The sequence below is a fragment of the Soonwooa purpurea genome, from assembly GCF_053891095.1.
The window spans coordinates 17,426-40,151 of record NZ_JBSSMA010000006.1; the positions used below are offsets into that span (position 1 = coordinate 17,426).

Below are 22,726 nucleotides of genomic sequence, written 5' to 3' on the forward strand. Positions count from 1 at the left end.
TGCAAAACATTAAAATGGTGCCTTATGTCTCGCCAGCCTTTATTTGTGATGTTGTCGACATTTTGTCTTGGAATTATTCTTCGAGATTATGTTGATTTGTATTTTGGGTTTATCTTATTCCTTTTTTTATATTGTAATCTAATTGTTGGATTTTCTTTTAAGGTTAAATCCTATTTCTTTGTCAAAAAGCGACAATGGTTGTTGGGTTTTGCCTTTTTTTGTTTAGGCTTTCTATTTCACGATTTTAATATTAAAGATTTTGAAAAAATCAATTTTGATACAAAGAAACATATTGTTTTTAAAATTGATAAAAAGCTTAATTCCAACGAAAAATATAAAAAATATCAAATCGATGTCTTGTCTGTTTCTAATAATAAAGACACACAATTCAAAGCTGTTTTACAAATTCCTAGACAAAAAGCAGACTTGGATTTTCGGCATATTTACAAGTCGGAAGTTTATTTTTCTAGTTTAAAATCACCAAAATTCGCATTTCAGTTTGACTATCCAAAATATCTGGAACGGCAAAAAGTTTCGGCTTTGGCATTTGCAAATTCAGAGATTTTGCGAACGCTAAAACCTCAAATTTCTTTTAAGGATCAAATCAAACAACTTCGATTAGAGACTTTGCAGAGAATTGGTCAATCTAATCTTCAAACAAAAAATCAGGAATTTCTGAAAGGAATTATTCTTGCCGATCGCACAGGCATGGACGATGTAACGGTTTCGGATTTTAATAGATCTGGCCTGGTGCATCTTTTAGCGATTTCTGGATCTCACATGTTGATTATATTTTGGTTGGTTTTATTGGTTTTAAACAAAACTTTCCCTGTGAAATACAGAAAAATTGGAGTTGTCACTGCTCTAGTTGCGATTTGGACTTTTGCGATATTTATCGATTACGGAAGCTCGGTTGTGCGTTCCTGTATTATGATTAGCGTTTATTATATTACGGGTTTGCTCAATCGAAAACCGCATTTGTTGCAAAGTTTAGCGGTTTCGGCATTTCTTATTTTATGTTGGGATACACAACAATTGTTTGACGTTGGTTTCCAATTGAGTTATGTTGCAGTGCTTGGGATTTTTTGGCTGTATCAACCTATTTTGAAATCTTTTCCAAAGAAGAATTATAAAATTTACAAATTTATCGTGGCGATTTTTAGCTTGTCAATGTCGGCACAGTTGGCAACTTTGCCACTTGTTTTGTATTATTTTCATCAATATTCTTTGGTGTCGATTTTTGCGAATCTTTGCGTGATTCCGTTTTCTGAAATTATTATTGTTTTCTCCTTACTAATGGTGCTTTTATTTGCTTTTAATCTTGAATATTCTTGGCTAAATATCTTGTATGATACTTTTGTCGATATTTTATTAAAGTTTATTCATTGGTTTGCCACTTTAGATTTTTTAATGTTTGAAAACATTGGTTTTTCCTTATTAGAAGTTGTTTTGGCATTAATTGTAGTCTATTTTTTACGATTTGTTTTGATTAAAAGAGATTTGAGACATCTTTTGAATTTTGGTTTTACAATACTTTTATTTTGGCTGATTAATTTAGGTGTTAATTTTTATCATTTTAAAAAGGATGAAGTTTTAAAAATCGAGTTGTTTAAAAATAATATTGTTCTCATAAAGGAAAAATCGAATGTATTGGTTTTGTTAAAAGAAGGTTCTGATATAGATTCTGTTAAGAAGTTTTTAGTTAATCCTTACTTGTCATTTCGACGTATTAAAGAATGTAAAATTATAATGATTTCTGAAGCGGTTTCGGGAATTAATTATCAAGGGAAATATTATAAAATTGATCCATAAAATCTTTTATTTATTTAGAAAGATTACAAACTACTAAATTCTGACATATCTCACGAGGACTGCAATTAACATTTTTTTAACTTTGTGCGTATTCAAAAAAAAATAAAATTAGATTATGGCAGGATTTTCATCTTCAATAGGAAGAAAATATGCAATGGCACTATCGGCGTTTTTTTTGCTGGTTTTCTTGGTGATGCATCTTTTCACTAATATGCTATCGGTATTTAGTGAGACAGGGTTTAATCAGGCATCTTATTTTATGGGTTATAATCCATTTATCCAATATCTGATGCAACCTGTATTGATTTTTGCAGTGTTTTTCCATTTTATTATGGGATTCATTTTAGAAGCAAAAAATAACAAGGCGAGACCAGTAAAGTACGATGTTAGCGGTGCTGCAGCAAATTCTTCATGGATGTCTAGAAATATGATTATTTCTGGATTGGTAATTTTAGCATTTTTAGGACTTCACATGTATGACTTTTGGGTTCATGAAATGAATTTCAAATACATCGAAGGGAACGTAGATGCTATGGGTACAGACAGGTTTTGGGTAGAACTACATGCTAAATTTGCTGATCCTATTAAGGTGGCAATATATGTTGTAGCTTTTGTTTTGTTAGGATTACATTTAGCACATGGTTTCCAATCTGCATTCCAATCTGTTGGAGCTAGACATCCAAAGTATACGCCTTTTATTAAGGCTTTCGGAACTTGGTATTCAATTCTTATTCCGCTAGGATTTATTTTTATCGCGGTTTATCATTTCATAACTCAATAATATCATAAATAAAATGAGTAATTTAGATTCTAAAATTCCAGCTGGTCCACTGAAGGACAAATGGAGTCATCATAAAGATCACATGAACCTTGTTGCGCCTAACAACCGTGATAAAATTGATATTATTGTTGTGGGTACAGGTTTGGCAGGAGGTTCTGCTGCAGCTACATTGGCTGAGCAAGGTTATAACGTAAAAGCATTTTGTTATCAAGATTCTCCAAGAAGAGCGCACTCTATTGCGGCTCAGGGAGGTATTAACGCTGCTAAAAATTATCAAGGAGATGGGGATTCAACTTATAGATTGTTTTACGATACTATTAAAGGGGGAGATTACCGTGCAAGAGAGGCTAACGTTTATCGTTTAGCGGAAGTTTCAGCAAATATTATTGACCAATGTGTTGCTCAAGGGGTTCCTTTTGGGCGCGATTACGGCGGTCAGTTAGATAACCGTTCTTTCGGTGGGGTTCAGGTAAAAAGAACTTTCTACGCAAAAGGGCAAACTGGTCAACAGTTATTATTAGGGGCGTATTCTGCAATGAGCCGCCAAATTGGTAAAGGTAGAATTAAAATGTACAACCGTCACGAAATGCTAGATTTGGTAATCGTAGATGGAAAAGCAAGAGGAATTATCGCAAGAAACCTTGTAACAGGAGAAATTGAAAGACATTCTGCTCACGCAGTGGTTATTGCTTCTGGAGGTTACGGAAATGTTTATTTCTTATCGACTAACGCGATGGGATCTAACGTTTCTGCGGCTTGGAAAATCCACAAAAAAGGAGCGTATTTCGCAAACCCTTGCTATGTACAGATTCACCCAACTTGTATTCCAGTTCACGGAACGCAGCAGTCTAAACTAACTTTGATGTCTGAATCTCTTAGAAACTCTGGAAGAATCTGGGTTCCTAAAAATATTGAAGATTCGGTAGCAATTAGAGAAGGTAAGAAAAAAGCAAAAGATATCCCTGAAGCCGATAGAGATTACTATTTGGAAAGAAGATATCCAGCTTTCGGTAACTTGGTGCCTAGAGACGTTGCTTCTAGAGCAGGTAAAGAAAGATGTGATGCTGGTTTCGGTATCGAAAATAACGATACTAAAGAAGGTGTGTTCTTAGATTTCTCTACAGAAATTATGAAAAAAGGTAGAGAAGCTGCTATTGAAAAGCATATTCACAATCCTACAGAACAACAAATTTACGATCTTGGTAAAGCTTGGATTGAGGAGAAATATGGTAACCTTTTCGTAATGTACGAGAAAATTACTGCTGACAATCCTTATGAAACGCCAATGAAGATTTACCCTGCTGTTCACTACACAATGGGTGGTGTTTGGGTAGATTATAACTTACAATCTACAATCCCTGGATGTTTCGTAATTGGAGAAGCTAACTTCTCAGATCACGGAGCTAACAGACTGGGTGCTTCTGCTTTGATGCAAGGCTTAGCGGATGGATATTTCGTTCTTCCTTATACTATTGCAGATTATCTTTCTGCTGATATTAGAACAGGACAGATTCCAACAGATTCTGAAGCTTTCAACCAAGTTGAGAAAGAAGTTAAAGATAGAATTGACTATTTATTGAATAATAAAGGAACACACTCTGTAGATTATTTCCATAAAAAATTGGGTCACATTATGTGGAACAAAGTGGGTATGGGAAGAACACCAGAAGGTCTTAGTGAAGCAATTAAAGAAATTGAAGAAGTAAGAAACGATTTCTGGAAGAATGTAAAAGTTCCTGGTTCTAATGATGAAATGAATCCAGAATTGGAGAAAGCACTTCGTGTAGCAGATTTCCTAGAATTAGGTCAATTAATGGCCATTGATGCATTGAACAGAAACGAATCTTGTGGAGGTCACTTCCGCGAAGATCACTCTACGCCAGATGGTGAAGCAGAACGTGATGATGTTAACTACAAGTATGTTGCAGCTTGGGAATATAAAGGAAACGATATAAACCAAGAAGTAATGCACAAAGAAGAGCTTGTGTACGATAACATCGAAGTTAAAACAAGAAGTTACAAATAATCTCCAACCAATAAATATATAATTATGAGTGCAAAAAAAGGCTTAAATCTTACGCTGAAAATTTGGAGACAAAAAAATAATAAATCCAAAGGTCAATTTGAGACCTATAAAATATCTGACGTTTCTACAGATTCTTCATTCTTAGAAATGTTAGACATTCTGAACGAAAACTTAATTAACGAAGGTAAAGAACCTATCGCTTTCGATCACGACTGTCGTGAAGGGATTTGCGGAATGTGTTCTTTATACATCAACGGTCGTGCGCACGGTCCCGATACAGGTATCACAACTTGTCAGTTACACATGCGTCATTTCAAAGATGGAGAAACTATCGTTATCGAACCTTGGAGAAGTGCAGCTTTCCCGGTAATCAAAGATTTAGTTGTGGACAGAAGTGCTTTCGATAGAGTAATGGCTGCAGGTGGATTTATTTCTGTAAATACATCGGGGAGAACAACAGACGCTAACAATATCCTTGTTCCAAAAGAAGATTCAGACAGAGCAATGGATGCAGCAGCTTGTATCGGTTGTGGTGCTTGTGTAGCAACGTGTAAAAACGGATCTGCAATGTTATTTGTAGGTGCAAAAGTTTCTCAATATGCATTATTACCACAAGGTAGAGTAGAAGCTAAAAGAAGAGTTCTGAACATGGTAGCAGCTATGGACGAAGAAGGATTTGGGAACTGTTCCAACACTGGTGCTTGTGAAGTAGAATGTCCTAAAGGTATTTCTCTAGAAACGATCGCTAGAATGAACAGAGAATATATGTCTGCTTTTGCGGATAAAGGATAAGACAAAATCTTATATACATAAAAAGCTTTCAGAATTTCTGAAAGCTTTTTTTATTTTAAAAATTATTTTTTTTTAAAGATCAAAGACATTCGGTCTTTTAACAACGATACAATCTTTTATCCAAAGTGTAAAAGCTAGACCCAAATAGAATAGAAAAAATATTCCTGCCGTTGCAAAAGTTGAGTATATAAAAAACACCCGAAGTTTCGAAACGGGTATCCCCAACTTACTTCCCATTCTCGTCAAAACTCCAAACCACTCTCTCTCAAAACGGTGACGTATATTGTTAATCATGTTTTAAAATATTATATCCAATGCCGCAATTTAGGCATTTTTTTTCGTTGCAAAAAGTTTTGTAATGTTGCAGCAAAGATTGGGTTTCCAAAGCCGATTTCGAGATAATGCCGAAACTTTCCCAAGTGTCGATAACCGAATTTTTCTCAGTCTTTAAGTCTTGGTAAAACTTAATAATTTCATCGTTGATATTTTCGTTGCATTCTAATTCCAAGCAGTATTTTGTAGGAAGAATAGTATTAATAAGGAGGCGTTCAACAAATTCGTCACTTAGTTTTTTCAATGAATTTTCTGACGATATTTTCCCAAAGTTGAAATGGGTATCCCAATACTCGGAGGCTTTTATATCCAAAAAAATAGTCTTTAATTCCGTAATGTTTTTTGCCATTTTAATTTTTGAAAAAAGATGAGGTTCTCGGGAAAGAAGTTGCGCCAATTGGGATAATCTTATATTAGGGAAATTCGGTGGACGCAGTTTTGAAAATTTTGGATTTAAAGTAATATTTGATAAATTAAATTTAGATTTTAAAAACTGAAACTCACGAGCCCAAATTTTCATCATATCATCTTTAGGACTTTCCAACCAGCCACAAAGACCGAAAAATAAAGCTTCTAAAGCCGTGGGGTTTTGCCGTATTTTTTTTATAACCGAATAATCGATACTTTCAGCCAATTGTTTGAAGATGTCCGCATTTATTTTTAATCCGAAGGCGTAAGCAAGATTGATGAACAACACGGCTTCGTAATCGTTTTTGGTTTCAGAAAGTTGATTTTTTATCGATTCAGATTTTTGGCTAAGCTTTTCTAAAAGCTTTTCTTCATGAAAAAACAGTGGAACTTTCTCCTGAGTAATCAGCTCCTCACAAGGAATGAATTTAAAATGTTCCAAATCCATTTGATTGAAAGTGCTTAATTTTTTATTATCGATATATTGTTTTATTTCTAAAGTTGGGATATTTTTTTCTACTAGCAAATCGATGTCGCAGTCGTCTTTGTAAACAACATGCAGAATAATATTTTGATAATCTTCCTGCTGAGAATGTTTGTGAAAATACCAATCAGACGACTTTACATGTAGTTCAATATGTCCAGCGAAAATTGTGTCTTGGTATTTAATTTGTGCAAATAGAAAATCTGGACCTTGGTTGTGATTCCACTGTCCGTAATTTAAAATTTCGATAGGAAAGCCTTTTGTAGAAACAAAGTCATAATTTTCGAATAACTTTTTACTCCACAAATATTGTAGAAAATCTTCTTTAATCATCACGGTGTTTTTTAGTTTGATAAATAAAATTAGAATTTAATTATCAATAAAACACAGAAATAATTTATTTTTTCAAAACCTCGTTATAGAGTTCTATATATTGTGGAATTATTTTGTCGATGTCAAAAAGTTCCGCGTTTTCTTTGGCATTGCGTTTCATTTCTGCCAATAGTTTTTCGTCAGAAAGAAGTTGTTTGGTGTATGTTGTCATCGCGTCAACATCGCCGATATTGGCAACAAATCCTGTTTTTCCATGGATGTTAACTTCCGGGATTCCGCCGGCATTACTGCTGATAACAGGCGTTCCGGCAGCCATAGCTTCCAAAGCCGCAAGACCAAAACTTTCTTGCTCGGAAGGAAGTAAAAAAACGTCTGACAGTTTCAAAATTCTGTAAAGCTCGTCCACTTTTCCGAGGAGCCGAACCTTATTAATCAATTCTGGATTTTTTGTCAAGAACGAATTTATTTTTTCCATATCGGGTCCTTCGCCGATAATGATGAGCTTGCTGTCAATTTCTTTTTGAACATTCTTAAAAACAGCCAAAACATCTTGAATTCTTTTAACCGAACGTAGGTTGGAAACATGTATCAAAATCTTTTCGCGAGGCTCTGCAAATTGGTCGCGACAACAAATGTTTTTATCTAAAAAAAGACGATTGTCGATAAAGTTGGTGATAACCTTGATTTCTTTTTTAATATTGAAATTTTTGAGGGTATCTTGTTTTAAACTTTCCGAAACCGAGGTAATGGCATCGGATTGATTAATAGAAAATTCAACTGCTTTGTTATAACTAGGATGTTGCCCAACCAAAGTGATGTCGGTGCCGTGGAGTGTGGTAATCAACGGAATATCTTTTCCGTCCTCCTTCAGCATTTGTTTGGCATAAAACGCAGAATATGCAAACGGAATGGCATAATGTGCATGCAAAATATCCAGATTGTAAAGACTTACAACTTGGTAAATCGTCGATGATAATGCAATGTCATAAGGTGGAAATTTGAAAAGCGGATAATTCTCAACCTGAACTTTATGAAAGAAAATATTGGCGCGCGTCATGTCCAATCTTGCAGGAAGATTTGAACTTATGAAATGAACCTCATGACCCTGATTTGCGAGAATCATTCCCAGTTCTGTGGCCACAATGCCGCTTCCGCCGTAAGTTGGATAACATAAAATTCCTATTTTCATTGTATTATTTTGAGGTGACAATTTATTGAATTTATTAACATAATATAATTGGTTTACACAATTTCTATTATTTGAAAATTCTAAATTTCATTTAAAATTATTATTTGTCTAATGTTTTTCCGGCGCCAAATTGCCAAGTATCATTTACCAATACTGGAAGCTTTCCAGAGATTTTTGTTTTTCCTGTTAAGCCATTCACCGTTGCTTTTTGAGAGTCATCATTGTTTTCATAGGAAACCAAAAGTGTAGAAATATTATCGGTGTCCAGGTCACGAAGTGCATAAGGACTTCCAAAAATATTCAAAATAACTTGGTGTTTTTTCGATGCCTCAGCAATTATTTTTTTTGATGTTTCCGAAATTTTGTAAGGCTTGTAAGCGGTACTGTTATCTTTATGAATGCCGATAATCAATTTGCTATTTTTTGGAAGTTTCGAAAGTTCTTTTGACGATATTATTTCAATATTTAAGTTGTTTTTCAATAGATTTTGAAAAGTTTGATAGGGCGCTTCTTCAAGACCTAAATAATATATTTTTTCTTGAGCGTTTAGGGGAAGTAGCGCTTTGTCATCTTTTAATAATGTCAACGCATTTTCATAAAGTTTTTGTACCAATTGTTGATGCGATGCATTGTTGATATCTTCAAGAATGTTATTTGGGTTTTTGTTGTCGTATTTGCTTAAGCCTAAATAATATTTGGTAAACAAAATTTTCTTTACACTTTCTTCCAAACGTTCATTAGATAAATCACCTTTTTTGATGCTTTCAGCAATCAATCGTTTTCCTTCTTTTACGCCTTGTGAGAAAAGCATAATGTCATTGCCTGCTTTAAAGGCTAAAGCGTCCAATTGTCCAGGTTGGTAACGATTGGCTACCGCGCCCATATTCAGCGCATCTGTGATAATCAAACCTTTGTAACCCAATTGGTTTTTTAACAAATCGGTAATAATACTTTTTGATATTGAAGCGGGAATATTTTGTTCTTTTTCTAATGTTGGGACATAAAGATGGGCAACCATCACGCCACCAATTCCTTCTTTTATTAAAGCTCTGTAAGGTGCTAGCTCAATGTCGTTGAGTCGTTTTATATCGTGGTCTACCAATGGTAAATCATAATGAGAATCTGCGCTTGTGTCGCCATGTCCTGGGAAATGTTTGATGGCGGCCAAGATATTATTGTCTTGTAAACCGTGAGAATAAGCATTTGCTTTAGAAATGACATTTTGAACATCGGATCCAAAAGAACGATTCCCGATAATAGGATTATTAGGATTGGTATTAACATCGACAACTGGCGCAAAATCCCAATTGATGCCCATTCTTTTGCAGTCTGTGGCAATTTTTGCTGCCATCTCATAAACGAGTTTTTCGTCTTGGATAGCGCCCAATGTTATCGCCCAAGGAAATTTGTAAGCTTTAGCAATTCTTTGGAAAATTCCCCATTCTGCGTCCATACCAATCATCATCGGAACTTTAGAGCGCGTCTGGAATTCGTTGACAAGGTTGACCTCCATAGCGGCATCATCTTGCATCAAAATTAAACCACCGATTTGCTCTTTCGAAACTAAATTCCGAATTTCATTAATATGATCAATACCTTTGTTGGTGTACAATGCAACAATGAAAAGTTGTCCTAACTTTTGATCTTCCGAGAGTTCGTTATAAGTTTTATCAACCCATTCTTTAGCAATTTTTGTTTGTTCTTCGCTAATGTTTTTCGGTGTGTATTGTGCTTTATAGAAAATTAAGCTAAAAATTGTAATTACCAGAATTAACCTTTTCATGTTTTACTTATCTAAAATATTAAGTGACTATAAAGATATATCTTCATTTTTTATTAAAAAAGAAATGTGGTATATATTTTGAACGCAAAAAGATTAACAAATAAAATTTTAAAACTATGAAAAAATATTTGACTATATCAGCAATGGCAATCTTGGGTCTGGGCGCTGTTGTTAGTTGTACAACAGATCGGGAGATTGTCCATGAGGTTCCTGCTCCAGTAGATTATCCACAAGTTTATGATTTAAAAGGAGTTAATTTTACACCTGCTAATAATTTTACGTACGTACAAGGTTTTAATGCGCCATTGCTGGATCAAGATTTTGTATTGATTTACAGAAAAAAAGGAAACTTAAACAATGGTAAACCAATATGGGAGCCGATTCCTAAAACTATTTATTTAGATAACGGCGAAGAGATTGACTATGACTATGACTATTCGGTGGTAGATTTTTCCATTTCATTGCAAGGGACTTATGATGTGACGACAACACCAGAGTTTTCTCAAAACCAAACTTTCAGAGTAATTCTTGTACCTGCAGAATTTGGTAAAGGCGCTAATTCTAACTTGTCAAAAATGAGTTATGATGAAGTTATCCTGCGTTATAAAATCGACGATTCTAAACCAGTATCTTTAAAATAGAGAAAATTAAAATACTTATAAAATAAAAAAAAGCGAGAAAATGTTCTCGCTTTTTTGTTATAAATCTTGGTCGTTTAGAAGATGACCGAAAAAATCTTTTTTTGTTTTAAGGTAAGACGAACTTATTTCGGTCGCTTTTATCTGTAAAGGAATTCTGGAGTTAAGTTTGATATTGCTATTTTCAACATATTTTAATTTTTCAGGATTATTGGTCATCAAATTGACTGCCTTAACGTCTAAAATATTTAAAATATCAATAGCTACATCGAATTTTCTTCCATCTGCAGGAAGTCCTAATTTTAAATTAGCCTCAACTGTATCCAAGCCTTTTTCCTGTAAAGAATAAGCTTTCAATTTGTTAATAATGCCAATATTTCTACCTTCTTGGCGAAGATAGACAACCACGCCACCATTGTTGTTAATATAAGAAAGGGCCGCATCTAACTGTGGACCACACTCACACTTTTTGGAATGAAAAACTTCTCCAGTAATACACTCCGAATGGAATCTTACGTTGACATCTTTTGAAAAATCCGTATGATCTGCAATAATCGCCATGTGAGGCATCCAGTCGTCTTCGCGGTCAGAAAAAGCGATAATTCTGAAATTGCCCAACTCTGTTGGCACATGGGCTTCAGCTTGTATTTTGAGCATTAAATTTTGAAAATTAATTATTTGGTACTAATAATGTTTTTGGATTCATTTTTTTCCACCGCTTCCAAAAGGCTCACATTGGTTTTAAGATTTACCAAATAGCGATTAAGGACCTGGTCGTCATCACTTTTCAGATATTTTCTAAGTCTTTGGATATTTTTGTAACTGTCTTCGAATTGTTTAAAAGATTTCTTTTTTTCTTTCTCATTAGAAGACTGTATCGCATACAGATAATTGGTTAAGTTTTGCTTCAGTTCAGCGACTTGATTGTTAACAGCAACGTTTTTGAACTTAGGAAAAGTTGACACCAAATTGGAAATAGTAGAACTATAAGAAATTCTTTCTGGAGAGAAATTTCTTTCCGTTGCCAATGCAAAATCATTGGATAAAGTATTTTCAGAATAAAAACTTGTCTCCGTAGTGCAAGATGCAAAAGAAGAAAGGATTAACAGAAAAATAAAAAGTCTAACTCCAGCCCAGCGAATCATTTTTTTTGCGTTTTTTGATAAAGGATTGGGTTAAGAGATTCGTCATTATACATTTTCATCTGTTTATACGTTTTCATCTTAACATTACCGTTTTCAATATCAATTAGCAATTGGTCAATCGCTGTCATGAGATCTTTCTGCTGTTCTAAAAGTACATTTAGCTTTACAGAACATTTGGCGACATGTTCTTCGGAAGCGTCTTTACGAAAAACTTCTTGGTTCATGTGATATATTTTTAAAGCTAAAATTGAAAGTCTGTCAATTGCCCAAGCTATTGTTTCAGAATTAATCCTAGCATTATCTTTTGGAGTAATATTTTTGAATTTATCTAAAAACCAATCGTCAATATTTTCTACCAAATCAGTTCTTTTTTGATTGGATGAGTCTATTCTACGTTTGAGTTGAAGAGCTTCTGCCGGATTGATATTTTCATCACGGATAATATCCTCCAAATGCCATTGTACGGTGTCAATCCAATTCTTTCTATACAAAAAATGTTCCAAGCTGTTAGTTTGGAACGGATTATTTTCTAAAGTGTCGACATGATCTAGTTGATGATAGTCTTCAATCGACTGATTAAAGATATCCCAAGCCTGTTCTGTAAAACCCATCTATTAATTGTTGGTAGAAGAGTTATTGTTGTTTTCACCCTTTTTATCTTCTTCTTTCACAGCATCTTTAAATTCTTTGATGCCTGATCCCAAACCTTTCATCAACTCAGGGATTTTCTTACCTCCAAATAATAATAAGAGTACTAAAGCAACGATTAAAATATGTTGCCAAGAAATTGCTAATATGCTTAATGACTGATACATTATTTACATTTTTTAATTCGACAAAGTTACATTATTTTTTAATACGAAACCCAACCCATTGGATCAACAGGACTTGTCCCATTCCAAATTTGAAAATCTAATGTGTAAGAACCGTCTAGACTTGTAGTAATCTCGCCAATCTGAGTTCCTGCAGAAACCGTTTGGTTGGATTTTACATAGACGTTAGAAAGATTAGAGTAAACTGTAAAATAGTTACCATGTTTTACCATCACTGTTTTGGTTCCGCCATCTACGATAATTGTTGATACAACGCCAGGGAAAACACAACGTGCTTTTGAACCTGGGCTAACAGCGATTTTGATACCATTGTTTTCTTCCCAAATATTTTTGAAAACTGGGTGTTGTTGACGTCCGAATCTGTGGGTGATATTTCCACGTTCTACAGGGAAACCGATTCGCCCTTTGCTTTCAGCAAAATTACTACCGGCGGTTACACTTCCAACTCCAAAAGCTTTCATGGTTTTGGTTTCTGCTTCTTTTTTCTCTTCTTCCTTTTTCTTGTTTAATGCTGCTTCAGCGGCTTTGGCAGCGGCTAAACGCTCTTCAGCGGCTTTTGCTCGTGCTTTTGCATCGTTCGATTCTCTTTCTGCAAGGATTCTTCTGGCTTCTGCTTTTGCATCTGTTTCTGCTTTTGCAGCTTCATCAGCACGTTTTTTTTCATCAGCTGCTTTTTTTGCAGCGAGTTCTCTGGCTTTTCTTGTTTCTTCTTCTAATGCTTTTCGCTCTTTTTCAAGGGCTTCGGCTTTAGCTTTATTTTCGGCATCGATTCTTGCTTTTTCTTTTGCTGCAGCAATTAGAGCTTGTCTTTTTCTTTCTTCTTCGGCTTTTTTCTCAGCTTCGGCTTTGGCTTTAGCAGCGCGAATTTCTTCATTAATAATTGCACGGATTTGCCCTTCCAAAGAACGTTGTTGCGCTTGTTTTTGTTTTAATTCGGTCGTTAATTGCGTTTCGTTTTTCTTAAACTCAACCAAAAGATCTTCTTTTTGTTTACGCTCCACTTCGATGGTTGCTAATTCTTTTTTCTGGTTGATAAGAAGCTTGTCTTTTTCGTTTACAGATTGTTGTTTTTTAGCAATGTTTTTTTGGATTTCAGTGGCTTTGTTGGTGATTTCTGCCGCTTTACGATCTTGATACTCAGAATATTGTTTTAAATACTGGATACGACGAAGTGCTTCGCCAATGTTTTTGGATGACAAAATGAAAGTAACTTTATTTTGTACCCCTTTATTTTTATAGGCTTTAACAAGAATTTCGGCATAATCTTTACGAAGTTTGCTAAGTTCTCGTTTGTTTTTATTGATTTCGAGTTGCGATCTATAGATGTCGTCTTCTATAAAACGTTTTTCTTTTTGGGTATTGTTATAAGATTTTTCTCGTAAAGAAATTTTTTGATTAACGGCATTGAGGTATGCGAGTGACAGCTTGGACTCGTTTTTGGTTTTAGCAAGATCTGCATTGATATTTGCAATTTGCTTTTTGATATCAGCGTTTTGCTTTTGTAGCTGTTCTTTTGTATTTTGGCCGAAAATGCTTCCGAAAAATAAGATGCTTAATAGAAAACTAATCTTCTTTATCATTTAATCGCGGTCTTTTTATAATTATTAGGCACCGAATATGGCGTTGCCATTTTGGAAAAATCAAATTTCGTGTTTTCGATTAAGATTTGGTCGGTTTTCTTTCCTTTTATAATTATTTTAACATTTTTTGGGAAAGCGAATTCTTCAGCTTTTCCCCAGTTATTATAATAAACTTCTAATAGATCCTTATTCGTTAGATTATTTAGACTCACTTTAATAAGATTCAAATCTTCGGAATAATCATTTTGGATAGCATATTCATTAAGGATACCGTCAACCTCGATTTTGATATTTTTTTTTGAATTAAGGCTAAAACCTTGTGCATTTTGAGTTAGTTCAAAATCTTGTTCGTTGATTGGTGTGAAGATTTTACCAATTAATAAATTTTGCAGAGATGTATAATCGATAAAGTTGACTTTTAATAAATCATTTAAATACGAAAAATCCGAATCGATATAGGTTTTATTATAGCTTTCGTAGGCTTTGACTCCATCGGGCGTTGCTATACCGCGTGCAACATTTATGAAAAGTGCAGCCATATTCATCCAGACTTTTTGTCCGTTCTCGATATAAATAGTTGCTGAAATTGGTGGAATAAAACTGCCGTTTTCAACATTAATTTTGCTGTTAATTTTTACTTGCTCAAAAGCGGGTTTTTCAGCAATTTTATTAAAAAATTCTTTGTTGGATTTAATAGGTTCTGTAGTGCTTATGGGCGCAGTGGCTGTCGTCTCTGTTGCCGTTTTTTGTGTATGGCAAGCGGATAAGACCGAAGCTGCAAGTATGATAATTCCTAACTTTTTCATTTTGAATTTTTAATAGGCTTTGCAAAATTAACGCCAGATGGCGATAAATATTTTGAGATTCAGTCTCTTGTTTTTCAGAAACTAAATCTCAAAATAATAAAAATGTTGATTTTGTTAATCTTTTGAAAAGAAATCCAAAACGGAATAGTCCCCCAAAGAAATCTCTCTGGCAACACCAAAATATTGTGCCGAGTTACCAATCATCGAGTTGGAAAGATTGCCGTGGTCGATAATGGTTTTTTCTTGTATTAAAGAATTGTCTATATTGGAATTAATAACTTTGGTTCCATTTCCAACAGATACATTGGGGCCTATTTTAGAATTGCTGATCTCAACATTCTCACCAATGAAACAAGGTTGGATAACCAATGAGTTTTCGATTTTGGCACTGCTTGGATATTGCGCCATACATTCTTTTTCGTATTCAAGAATTTTGCTATTGGTTTCTACAGTAGCGTTTTTGTTACCACAATCCATCCAATCGTCAACTTTCCCAAGCGTGAATTTCGCGCCTTTTTGACGGAGATTTTCCAAAGCAGTTGTTAATTGGTATTCGCTACCAAATTTTATATCATTATCCATGATGAAGTTGATTTCTTCCATCAACTTTTCAGCATTGCTAAAATAATAAATACCAATGATTGCAAGGTCAGAAACAAATTCTTTTGGTTTTTCTACAAAATCTGTGATGAAGCCATATTCGTCCAATTTTACAACGCCAAATGCGGATGGGTCTTCAACTTTTTTCACCCAAATAACGCCGTCCGAGTTTTTATCTAAAACAAAATCTGCACGGAATAAAGTGTCTGCAAAAGCTACGACAACATCGCCTTTCATAGAAGCTTCCGCACATTTTATGGCATGGGCCGTTCCTAAAGGTTCATCTTGTACATATACGCTGCCTTTGGCGCCAAGGCTCTCAGCAATTTTTATTAATGATTCCTTTACTTCGTCGCCGAAATCGCCGATAATGAAAGCGATTTCATCAATAGATTCTCCAGCAACTTTAGCGATGTCTTCTACTAATCTTTGTACAATTGGCTTGCCAGCAATTGGAATTAATGGTTTTGGAACAGTAAGTGTATGTGGGCGAAGTCTAGATCCGCGTCCAGCCATAGGAACTATAATTTTCATTATATAAGGTGTGTTTTGTTTTTTTTGGTTATGAGGTGTAATAAATGTTCTTACACTATAGATAATTTTCCAAATGTAAAAATATAAGATTTGTAAAGCAAATCATTGGCTTTAATATTTAGTAAAGTGTTGATTGTGATTATTAAAATTATCTTTTTATTAGTTGTAGAATCATTTTTTTTTCAGAAACCAAAATGCTTGCGATAAATATAATTAATAATAAATTGCTCAGCCATACATTATAATCAAAGTATTTAACAATGATGAAACTGAAAATGCCCAACATAACTAAAAATAATGTCATTTTTTTTATGCGATAAGGGATTGGATAATATTTTTGACCGAGTAAGTAGGAGGTAATCATCATCACAAGATATGCCCCGAAAGTTGCCCAGGCAGAACCAATCATGCTTTGGTAATGGACTAATGCTAAATAATTAAATCCAATATTAATCCCAGCGCCCGTCCAAGAGATTATCGTTCCCATGCTAGTCCTGTCAGTTACTTTGTACCAAGTTGAAAAATTATAATATATCCCAAAACAAAGATTAGCTATTACAATAATCGGGATAATGTCAATAGCAATCCAATAGGAGGTATTTGGGATAAATAATGCCTTCAACCAAGAAATGTTGGCGATGATGCCTAAGGCGACAATAGAAGCGAAGAACGCAAAATATTCCGCAACTTTAGCATAAGTTTTTGTAGCATCGCCTTTGTCCATTTGTTTGAAAAAGAATGGTTCAATCCCCATTCTGTAAGCGGTTACAAAAAGCGTCATCAAAACTGCTAATTTGTAGCACCCGCCATAAGCGCCAGCCTCCATGTCCGAAATGTGATTTCTTTGGATAGTTTTGTCAAAGTTTTCGTTCACCATAAAAGCCAGTCCAGCTAACATCAATGGAAAAGAATATGTAATCATTCTTTTAAATAAAGAAGCTACGAACTGAAATCTTACTTTCAAAATAATTGGAAATAAGAGTAAAACGCCTAAAAAACTTCCAGCTAAATTACTAAAGAAAGGGAAGTCAACATTGTTATTCAACCCAATGCTTTTAGAAAAACTTTCAGGAATCCAAAAAAATAAAGCCGCGGTGAAAACCGCTTGAAATACAGATTGCACAACCCGCACTACCGAATATTTTATCGGCATATTGTTAAACCTTAACCAAGCAAAAGGAATCACTAGAAGTGTGTCAAAAAATGCAATTAAGGCAAACCATCTAATGTATTCTGGATTGTTGCTGTAACCCCAGTAATCGGCAATAGGTTGGTTGAAAATATAACAAAGAATTAAAAACATACTCGATGTTGCAAACAAAAACCAAAAGGAGGTGTTGAATGTTTTTTTCTCTTCACCTTTCTCCGCAGAAAATCTAAAATAAGCCGTTTCAAAACCAAAAGACAACACAATATTCACAAACGAAATAATAGCGTAAAGCTGTGTGAACATTGCAAATCCTTCGTTCGGGATTTTGTAAATAAGAAGCGGATTCAGGATGAACAAAATAATTCTCGGTGCAATTGCGCCAATACCATATATGAGGGTTTGTGTTAAAAGTTTCTTATACAAAATTGTTTTTTTGCAAATGTAAATATTTAGTTTTTCATAGTGGCAAATCGGTTTTAGTCTTTTTAAAACTCTAAATTTGCAATGAAATAAATGTGAAAATCAGAATTTGGAATCAGTTTTTCTAATTTCTCAGTCTAATCTTTAATTTTTAGTAAAAAAGTGAAAATTCTAATTAAAAATGCTCAAATCGTCAATGAAGGTCAAATTTTCGAAAGCGATTTGTTGATAGAAAATGATATTATTTCGAAAATTGCTGAAAATATTTCCGAGGAAAATATTGACCACGTAATTGATGCTTCAGGAAAATTCTTACTTCCAGGTGTTATCGATGATCAGGTGCATTTTCGTGAGCCAGGTTTAACCCATAAAGGCGATATTGAATCTGAATCTAAAGCAGCAATTGCAGGTGGAGTTACCAGTTTTATCGATCAACCAAACACGGTTCCGAATGCGGTAACTCAGGAATTATTGGAAGAGAAATATCAATTAGGTGCAGAAAAATCTTACGCGAATTATTCTTTCTCAATGGGTGGAACCAATGATAATTTAGAGGAAGTTTTAAAGACCAATCCGAAAAATGTGGCGGCAATTAAACTGTTTTTAGGTTCTTCCACTGGAAATATGTTGGTGGACAATCCCGAAACTTTGGAGAATATTTTTAGCAAAACCAAAATGCTGATTTGTGTTCATTGCGAAGATGAAGATACCATAAAAGCCAATACCGAAAAATATAAAGCTGAATATGGTGAAGATATTCCTGTGAAATTTCATCATTTAATTAGAAGTGAAGAAGCTTGTTATAAATCGTCTTCAAAAGCAGTTGAGTTAGCGGAGAAAACAGGTGCTAGATTGCATATTTTCCATTTGTCAACAGCGAAGGAAACGGCTTTGTTCAGAAATGATATTCCTTTAAAAGACAAAAAAATTACGGCTGAAGTTTGCGTTCATCATTTAACATTTACCAATGATGATTACGAAACCAAAGGAAGTTTAATTAAATGGAATCCCGCTGTGAAAACGCAAAGAGACAAGGATGGACTTTGGGAAGCGCTTTTGGATGACAGGATAGATGTTGTGGCTACAGATCACGCTCCGCATACTTGGGAAGAAAAACAATATGTTTATACAAAATGTCCTTCTGGGGCGCCTTTGGTGCAGCATTCTTTAGCGGTGATGTTGGAAAATTACCATAATGGAAAAATTTCTTTGGAGAGAGTGGTAGAAAAAATGTGTCACAATCCTGCTATTTTATTTCAAGTAGAAAAAAGAGGTTTTGTGAAAGAAGGTTATAAAGCCGACTTGGTGTTGGTAGATTTGGATAATCCTTGGACAATAGCAAAGGAAAATATTATCAGCAAATGTGGTTGGAGTCCGTTGGAAGGAACAGAATTGAAATCTAAAATTACTCAAACATTTGTTAATGGGCATTTAGCTTACGATAATGGTAATTTCTCTCTTATTAAACATGGAGAAAGATTGTTGTTTGATAGAAATGTAAATATTTAGCATGACTCAGTTAAATTGATAAATCATAAAGAACCGCATCAGAAAGATGTGGTTCTTTTGTTTAAAGCTAGATTTTGATGGAAAATATAATGTTTTTTTTGGTTTTCATTAATTTTATGAAAAAGAATAATATGGTGACTTTAATATGTTAAATTAGGATTTGATAATGTATTATTAATAATTATTCACTTTAAATATAAGTTTATTTGTGGTTTTTTAGTAATTTTGCAGATTAGCATCAGCTAGGATATTATTGTTGTCATGCCAAAATTATCGATTGCAAATCCTTTATTTTTTCCGAAGAATTTTGTCCTTCGCATTTTTTGGCTCTTTATTCTTTTTAATTTTTCTTTTCTTTTTTCTAAAGATATTACGCTAAAAGACTCTGCTTTTATTTACGTGAAGGGCGATGCTATGATTGTGATAGCTGATATGGATTCGCCTGAAGGAAAGCACATCACTATAGTTTCTAAAGATTTTGAGGAAAGAAGTAAGAAAGAATCGAAAATAGAAAAACCAGCAGGAAAAACCATTAAAGAGCTTGCCAAATCTAAAGTTCCTAAGATAAAAAACCAGCAACCGAAAACGGTTGAATATGTTTTTAAAAATAAGCTTCCGATGTCTAACGATCAAATGACGGTCGGAAGCAAGGTTAAATCTTTAAGCTTCTCGCCACGTACGGAAGATTTAGTGGGTACAAAGATTATATTTACGTTTTCTCCAAAAAAAATCTTTGTGGAGAAGAAAATACAAAATAGTAAATATCCGTTTCATATTTTACAAAAATTATCCTATTTCTTTGCGGTAAGACCTCCTCCTTATTTCTTTTCATAATAGTCTTAATTTGTTTTAGACACAGATAAATTAAGTTACGCAAAAACAAGATGCGAGGTTTTGTTATGCGCTTTTATGATGAAAATGTAATCAAGTTTTAATTAATCAAAAAATTTAAATATGAATAAGAGAATTATTCTGTCTCTAGGTTGTATGCTGACCTTGCTTTGTGCAAAAATTTCCAATGCGCAGGTTATTTTCAGTGAAGATTTTGGGACTACAACCGCGACGCCGAGTGCTGAAAATGCCTGGGGAAGATTCCCTTCGCCGTACACGCCAATGGGTATAATGAATTATGTGTTTGCTGATCCGGCTACTGTGGATGATCCTAAAACTACTGCAGCAAATAACCCAACGAATACAGGTGATCCCTATCATTACGATGAAAGGGTAATGGCCATCACCATTGAAAATAACAGATACGCCGTATTAGCACCTAAAAATCTTAGTAAAGCAGTTGACGGAACAGGATTGACGGCATGGAGTTGGGAGAACATAGCAAGTATTAATGATCATTCAGGAACTGCAACCGGCAATGCGATGTTTGTCAATGCAGGGGTATATCTAACTTCCTTTTACTTCAGAAAAGTGAATGTGGATTTTGAACCGAATACCTATTATGAGCTTTCCTATTATGTCAATGTTTGGAATAGTCCTGTGTCAATCATGCCAAGAATATATGATGCTAATAAAAAAATTATAGCATCGGGTAATGCCTTTACCTCTGGAAATAGAACCTGGACTAAAGTGACCGTTAATTTTAAAACACCTGCAACTCTTAATGCAGTGGATAAAAAATTCTATGTTAGTCTTGAAAATAGTTTAAGTGCAGCAGCTCAGAATGATTTTTTAGTTGATGATATCGTTTTTAGTAAAGTAACAACCCCTACAGGTCCAGTTGTTGATATAGAAGAGCAAGATCAAGCACCAACGACACAGGATGATGTTTTAGTAAATAATAGCATCAATATTTTAGCAAATGATAAAAATTCGGCAGGAGGTACCATTACTAATCCTTCCGATTTTACCATCAACCTTGGTGGTTTCCCTGGTCAAACGGAATTAAGAGTTCCTGGTGAAGGGACTTGGTCTTATAATCAATGGAGTGGGGTAATTACCTTTATTGCAGGAGCAGGGTTTACTGGTGTGCCCACGCCAATTCCTTATACCATTACAGAAAATAGCAATGGAAACACTTCTAATACTTCATATATTAGTTCAATTGCGCTGTCAGCAGTAACTATCGATGCGGTCAACGATTCTTACACTATTCCGGCAGGAGGAACAAGCACGGGAAGCATTTTGGATAACGACAAAGTGAATGGCAATAACGCCACATTGAATGAAGTGATTATTTCTCAAACCAGTACCACTCATCCGGGAGTTACTATTCATCCGGGTACTGGCGGTGTGATGGTGGCTGAAGGTACGCCTGCAGGAACGTATATCATTGTATACGAAATTGTCTCTAAAACAAATCCAAATGTAAAAGATACCGCAACCATTACGATAGTGGTACCTGGTGAGCCAAAGGATGAGGTGGTAAGTACCTGTGATCCGTATGTGCCAGAAGCTAATCCTCCGGCATCGGTCGTAACGTACAATTTTGATAGTGTTCTACAAGTGAAAAGTACGGTTAATAGTATTAATTACGGAGAAGGAGTTGGAAAACAGCTTACCTCTTTTAGTACCAGTGCAGGCTCCAGAACTATTCAACGAATAGCAACACCAACATCTAAATTTTATGTGCGTCGAAACACGACTTCACAGCCTTCAAGAGATAACTTATACATCGAGAATACAGGGACAAGTAATAATTTGGCAATTTCTTATCCTGATGATGTAGAAGCTTTATTTTCTGCGGGCTATATCAATGCAGGGATAGACAATGCTTTTGCTAATAGTGGTAGTAGTCAATCATCCAATGCGGAGCGTTATGACATTGTTTTTGAGAATGGTTATAAAGTCATTGATCCACAAAATGAACTGATCTTAGTCACCGAAAGAGGGCAAAATAATGATGTGCTTATTGCGGCGATAAAACGTATTGACAACACCAATATGCCAACAGAATTAGGAAATGTGATAACTGTTTCAACAACCAAAATGTTTACATTGATGCCAAATATGTCATATAAAATTATCAGAAGAGATAGTCCTTCTGATGACTATGTCTCTGCAGATAATCAAACTCAAAAAATTGGGCTTTCGGTAATCAGCTACAAAGATTTAGGTATTGCTGCTGGTGAAACCGTGTATGGGTATGTGCTTTTGCCATCTGATTATGCTGGGAACGGAGCTTCAGCACTTAATTACCTCGGTTTTCCTACTAATACAGATGGTAATAACCAGGGTGGTCACGATTTAGGTGTGATTTATGGGGTGTTTACGGCGTGTAATGCTTATGCATGTTACAATACAGCTAACCAAACCGCCCCCGGTATTCCAGTGAAGCACGGGATTACGCTAATGAAAAGAGCTGGTCCAGAAAATGATAACTGGCCAATGGTGAGAACTTCTGGCTTCACTGTTGTCGAGTCCAATAACAAAGGATTTGTACCAACACGTATGACCAAACTTGAGATCGAAGGTGATGGGGGAAGTACGCCAAGTAAAATAACGCATCCACAAGAAGGGATGATGATTTATGATACCACAGATAAGTGTCTTAAAATTTATGACGGAATGCAATGGAGCTGTTTTTCAACACCTTCTTGTCCTTAATTTTTAAATTAA

20 protein-coding genes are annotated in these 22,726 nt (G+C 34.8%); 8 read left to right on the forward strand and 12 right to left on the reverse strand.

Annotation, left to right across the window (positions count from 1 at the left end; translation table 11 throughout):
• The first annotated feature begins 24 nt into the window (after positions 1–24).
• The 4 genes from ACVFVN_RS06945 (at position 25) to ACVFVN_RS06960 (ending at position 5,411) form a co-directional block, all read left to right on the forward strand.
• Positions 25–1,812: a ComEC/Rec2 family competence protein gene (locus ACVFVN_RS06945; protein WP_456234747.1), complete on the forward strand. Its 1,788-nt coding sequence runs from the start codon at positions 25–27 to the stop codon at positions 1,810–1,812.
• Between the two features lie 115 nt (positions 1,813–1,927).
• Positions 1,928–2,593: a succinate dehydrogenase cytochrome b subunit gene (locus tag ACVFVN_RS06950; protein WP_456234748.1), complete on the forward strand. Its 666-nt coding sequence runs from the start codon at positions 1,928–1,930 to the stop codon at positions 2,591–2,593.
• Positions 2,594–2,606: 13 nt separating this feature from the next.
• Positions 2,607–4,619, forward strand: a complete 2,013-nt coding sequence (locus ACVFVN_RS06955; RefSeq protein ID WP_165134227.1) for a fumarate reductase/succinate dehydrogenase flavoprotein subunit — start codon at positions 2,607–2,609, stop codon at positions 4,617–4,619.
• 24 nt (positions 4,620–4,643) lie between these two features.
• Positions 4,644–5,411, forward strand: coding sequence for a succinate dehydrogenase/fumarate reductase iron-sulfur subunit (locus ACVFVN_RS06960; protein ID WP_165134224.1), 768 nt, complete (start codon positions 4,644–4,646; stop codon positions 5,409–5,411).
• A 72-nt stretch (positions 5,412–5,483) separates the two neighbouring features.
• On the opposite strand, the gene ACVFVN_RS06965 is transcribed toward ACVFVN_RS06960, so the two are convergent.
• From ACVFVN_RS06965 to ACVFVN_RS06980, 4 genes are all read right to left on the reverse strand, one after another.
• Positions 5,484–5,705: a PspC family transcriptional regulator gene (locus tag ACVFVN_RS06965; RefSeq protein ID WP_165134221.1), complete on the reverse strand. Its 222-nt coding sequence runs from the start codon at positions 5,703–5,705 to the stop codon at positions 5,484–5,486.
• Positions 5,698–6,969 carry a DUF2851 family protein gene (locus ACVFVN_RS06970; RefSeq protein ID WP_456234749.1) on the reverse strand — a complete coding sequence of 424 codons (1,272 nt, stop codon included), beginning with the start codon at positions 6,967–6,969 and terminating at the stop codon, positions 5,698–5,700. Before ACVFVN_RS06970 ends, ACVFVN_RS06965 begins: the two co-directional genes overlap by 8 nt.
• A gap of 64 nt (positions 6,970–7,033) precedes the next feature.
• Positions 7,034–8,158 (reverse strand): N-acetyl-alpha-D-glucosaminyl L-malate synthase BshA, encoded by a 1,125-nt coding sequence (gene bshA, locus ACVFVN_RS06975; RefSeq protein ID WP_165134218.1) that lies wholly within the window; start codon positions 8,156–8,158, stop codon positions 7,034–7,036.
• A 100-nt stretch (positions 8,159–8,258) separates the two neighbouring features.
• On the reverse strand, positions 8,259–9,941 hold the full coding sequence (locus ACVFVN_RS06980) for a glycoside hydrolase family 3 protein (RefSeq protein ID WP_456234750.1): 1,683 nt from the start codon (positions 9,939–9,941) through the stop codon (positions 8,259–8,261).
• 116 nt (positions 9,942–10,057) lie between these two features.
• Between ACVFVN_RS06980 and ACVFVN_RS06985 the strand changes: the two genes are divergently transcribed.
• Entirely contained in the window at positions 10,058–10,582 is a 525-nt protein-coding gene (locus ACVFVN_RS06985; RefSeq protein WP_456234751.1) for a hypothetical protein, read from the forward strand.
• 57 nt (positions 10,583–10,639) lie between these two features.
• Here ACVFVN_RS06985 and ribA read toward each other — a convergent pair whose 3' ends face one another.
• The 8 genes from ribA to ACVFVN_RS07025 all read right to left on the reverse strand — a co-directional run bounded on the left by ribA (position 10,640) and on the right by ACVFVN_RS07025 (position 17,650).
• Complete coding sequence (gene ribA, locus ACVFVN_RS06990) at positions 10,640–11,236, reverse strand: GTP cyclohydrolase II (RefSeq protein WP_456234752.1); 597 nt, start codon at positions 11,234–11,236, stop codon at positions 10,640–10,642.
• A 17-nt stretch (positions 11,237–11,253) separates the two neighbouring features.
• Complete coding sequence (locus ACVFVN_RS06995; RefSeq protein WP_165134210.1) at positions 11,254–11,724, reverse strand: hypothetical protein; 471 nt, start codon at positions 11,722–11,724, stop codon at positions 11,254–11,256.
• A complete protein-coding gene (locus tag ACVFVN_RS07000; protein WP_456234753.1) occupies positions 11,721–12,335 on the reverse strand; it encodes a DUF4254 domain-containing protein in 615 nt (204 codons plus the stop codon). Before ACVFVN_RS07000 ends, ACVFVN_RS06995 begins: the two co-directional genes overlap by 4 nt.
• Before the next feature lie 3 nt (positions 12,336–12,338).
• The gene (gene tatA, locus ACVFVN_RS07005) at positions 12,339–12,539 is read right to left on the reverse strand and encodes a twin-arginine translocase TatA/TatE family subunit (protein WP_165134206.1); all 201 of its coding nucleotides are present in this window, start codon (positions 12,537–12,539) and stop codon (positions 12,339–12,341) included.
• 38 nt (positions 12,540–12,577) lie between these two features.
• Positions 12,578–14,137 (reverse strand): murein hydrolase activator EnvC family protein, encoded by a 1,560-nt coding sequence (locus ACVFVN_RS07010; RefSeq protein ID WP_456234754.1) that lies wholly within the window; start codon positions 14,135–14,137, stop codon positions 12,578–12,580.
• Positions 14,134–14,943, reverse strand: a complete 810-nt coding sequence (locus ACVFVN_RS07015; protein ID WP_456234755.1) for a DUF4292 domain-containing protein — start codon at positions 14,941–14,943, stop codon at positions 14,134–14,136. Before ACVFVN_RS07015 ends, ACVFVN_RS07010 begins: the two co-directional genes overlap by 4 nt.
• 114 nt (positions 14,944–15,057) lie before the next feature.
• Complete coding sequence (locus tag ACVFVN_RS07020; RefSeq protein WP_456234756.1) at positions 15,058–16,077, reverse strand: sugar phosphate nucleotidyltransferase; 1,020 nt, start codon at positions 16,075–16,077, stop codon at positions 15,058–15,060.
• A 148-nt stretch (positions 16,078–16,225) separates the two neighbouring features.
• A complete protein-coding gene (locus ACVFVN_RS07025) occupies positions 16,226–17,650 on the reverse strand; it encodes an oligosaccharide flippase family protein (protein ID WP_456234757.1) in 1,425 nt (474 codons plus the stop codon).
• A gap of 159 nt (positions 17,651–17,809) precedes the next feature.
• On the opposite strand from ACVFVN_RS07025, the gene ACVFVN_RS07030 reads away from it, so the two are divergent.
• The 3 genes from ACVFVN_RS07030 to ACVFVN_RS07040 all read left to right on the forward strand — a co-directional run bounded on the left by ACVFVN_RS07030 (position 17,810) and on the right by ACVFVN_RS07040 (position 22,714).
• Positions 17,810–19,156 carry a dihydroorotase gene (locus tag ACVFVN_RS07030; RefSeq protein ID WP_456234758.1) on the forward strand — a complete coding sequence of 449 codons (1,347 nt, stop codon included), beginning with the start codon at positions 17,810–17,812 and terminating at the stop codon, positions 19,154–19,156.
• 414 nt (positions 19,157–19,570) lie between these two features.
• The gene (locus ACVFVN_RS07035; protein ID WP_456234759.1) at positions 19,571–19,990 is read left to right on the forward strand and encodes a hypothetical protein; all 420 of its coding nucleotides are present in this window, start codon (positions 19,571–19,573) and stop codon (positions 19,988–19,990) included.
• Between the two features lie 120 nt (positions 19,991–20,110).
• Complete coding sequence (locus ACVFVN_RS07040) at positions 20,111–22,714, forward strand: hypothetical protein (RefSeq protein ID WP_456234760.1); 2,604 nt, start codon at positions 20,111–20,113, stop codon at positions 22,712–22,714.
• Positions 22,715–22,726: the final 12 nt, after the last annotated feature.

What these genes read in the sequence shown, in the direction of transcription:
- ACVFVN_RS06945 (WP_456234747.1), top strand. Translation starts at nt 25, where the DNA reads ATGTCTCGCCAGCCTTTATTTGTGATGTTGTCGACATTTTGTCTTGGA.
- ACVFVN_RS06950 (WP_456234748.1), top strand. Translation starts at nt 1,928, where the DNA reads ATGGCAGGATTTTCATCTTCAATAGGAAGAAAATATGCAATGGCACTA.
- ACVFVN_RS06955 (WP_165134227.1), top strand. Translation starts at nt 2,607, where the DNA reads ATGAGTAATTTAGATTCTAAAATTCCAGCTGGTCCACTGAAGGACAAA.
- ACVFVN_RS06960 (WP_165134224.1), top strand. Translation starts at nt 4,644, where the DNA reads ATGAGTGCAAAAAAAGGCTTAAATCTTACGCTGAAAATTTGGAGACAA.
- ACVFVN_RS06965 (WP_165134221.1), bottom strand. Translation starts at nt 5,705, where the DNA reads ATGATTAACAATATACGTCACCGTTTTGAGAGAGAGTGGTTTGGAGTT.
- ACVFVN_RS06970 (WP_456234749.1), bottom strand. Translation starts at nt 6,969, where the DNA reads ATGATTAAAGAAGATTTTCTACAATATTTGTGGAGTAAAAAGTTATTC.
- bshA (WP_165134218.1), bottom strand. Translation starts at nt 8,158, where the DNA reads ATGAAAATAGGAATTTTATGTTATCCAACTTACGGCGGAAGCGGCATT.
- ACVFVN_RS06980 (WP_456234750.1), bottom strand. Translation starts at nt 9,941, where the DNA reads ATGAAAAGGTTAATTCTGGTAATTACAATTTTTAGCTTAATTTTCTAT.
- ACVFVN_RS06985 (WP_456234751.1), top strand. Translation starts at nt 10,058, where the DNA reads ATGAAAAAATATTTGACTATATCAGCAATGGCAATCTTGGGTCTGGGC.
- ribA (WP_456234752.1), bottom strand. Translation starts at nt 11,236, where the DNA reads ATGCTCAAAATACAAGCTGAAGCCCATGTGCCAACAGAGTTGGGCAAT.
- ACVFVN_RS06995 (WP_165134210.1), bottom strand. Translation starts at nt 11,724, where the DNA reads ATGATTCGCTGGGCTGGAGTTAGACTTTTTATTTTTCTGTTAATCCTT.
- ACVFVN_RS07000 (WP_456234753.1), bottom strand. Translation starts at nt 12,335, where the DNA reads ATGGGTTTTACAGAACAGGCTTGGGATATCTTTAATCAGTCGATTGAA.
- tatA (WP_165134206.1), bottom strand. Translation starts at nt 12,539, where the DNA reads ATGTATCAGTCATTAAGCATATTAGCAATTTCTTGGCAACATATTTTA.
- ACVFVN_RS07010 (WP_456234754.1), bottom strand. Translation starts at nt 14,137, where the DNA reads ATGATAAAGAAGATTAGTTTTCTATTAAGCATCTTATTTTTCGGAAGC.
- ACVFVN_RS07015 (WP_456234755.1), bottom strand. Translation starts at nt 14,943, where the DNA reads ATGAAAAAGTTAGGAATTATCATACTTGCAGCTTCGGTCTTATCCGCT.
- ACVFVN_RS07020 (WP_456234756.1), bottom strand. Translation starts at nt 16,077, where the DNA reads ATGAAAATTATAGTTCCTATGGCTGGACGCGGATCTAGACTTCGCCCA.
- ACVFVN_RS07035 (WP_456234759.1), top strand. Translation starts at nt 19,571, where the DNA reads ATGATTGTGATAGCTGATATGGATTCGCCTGAAGGAAAGCACATCACT.
- ACVFVN_RS07040 (WP_456234760.1), top strand. Translation starts at nt 20,111, where the DNA reads ATGAATAAGAGAATTATTCTGTCTCTAGGTTGTATGCTGACCTTGCTT.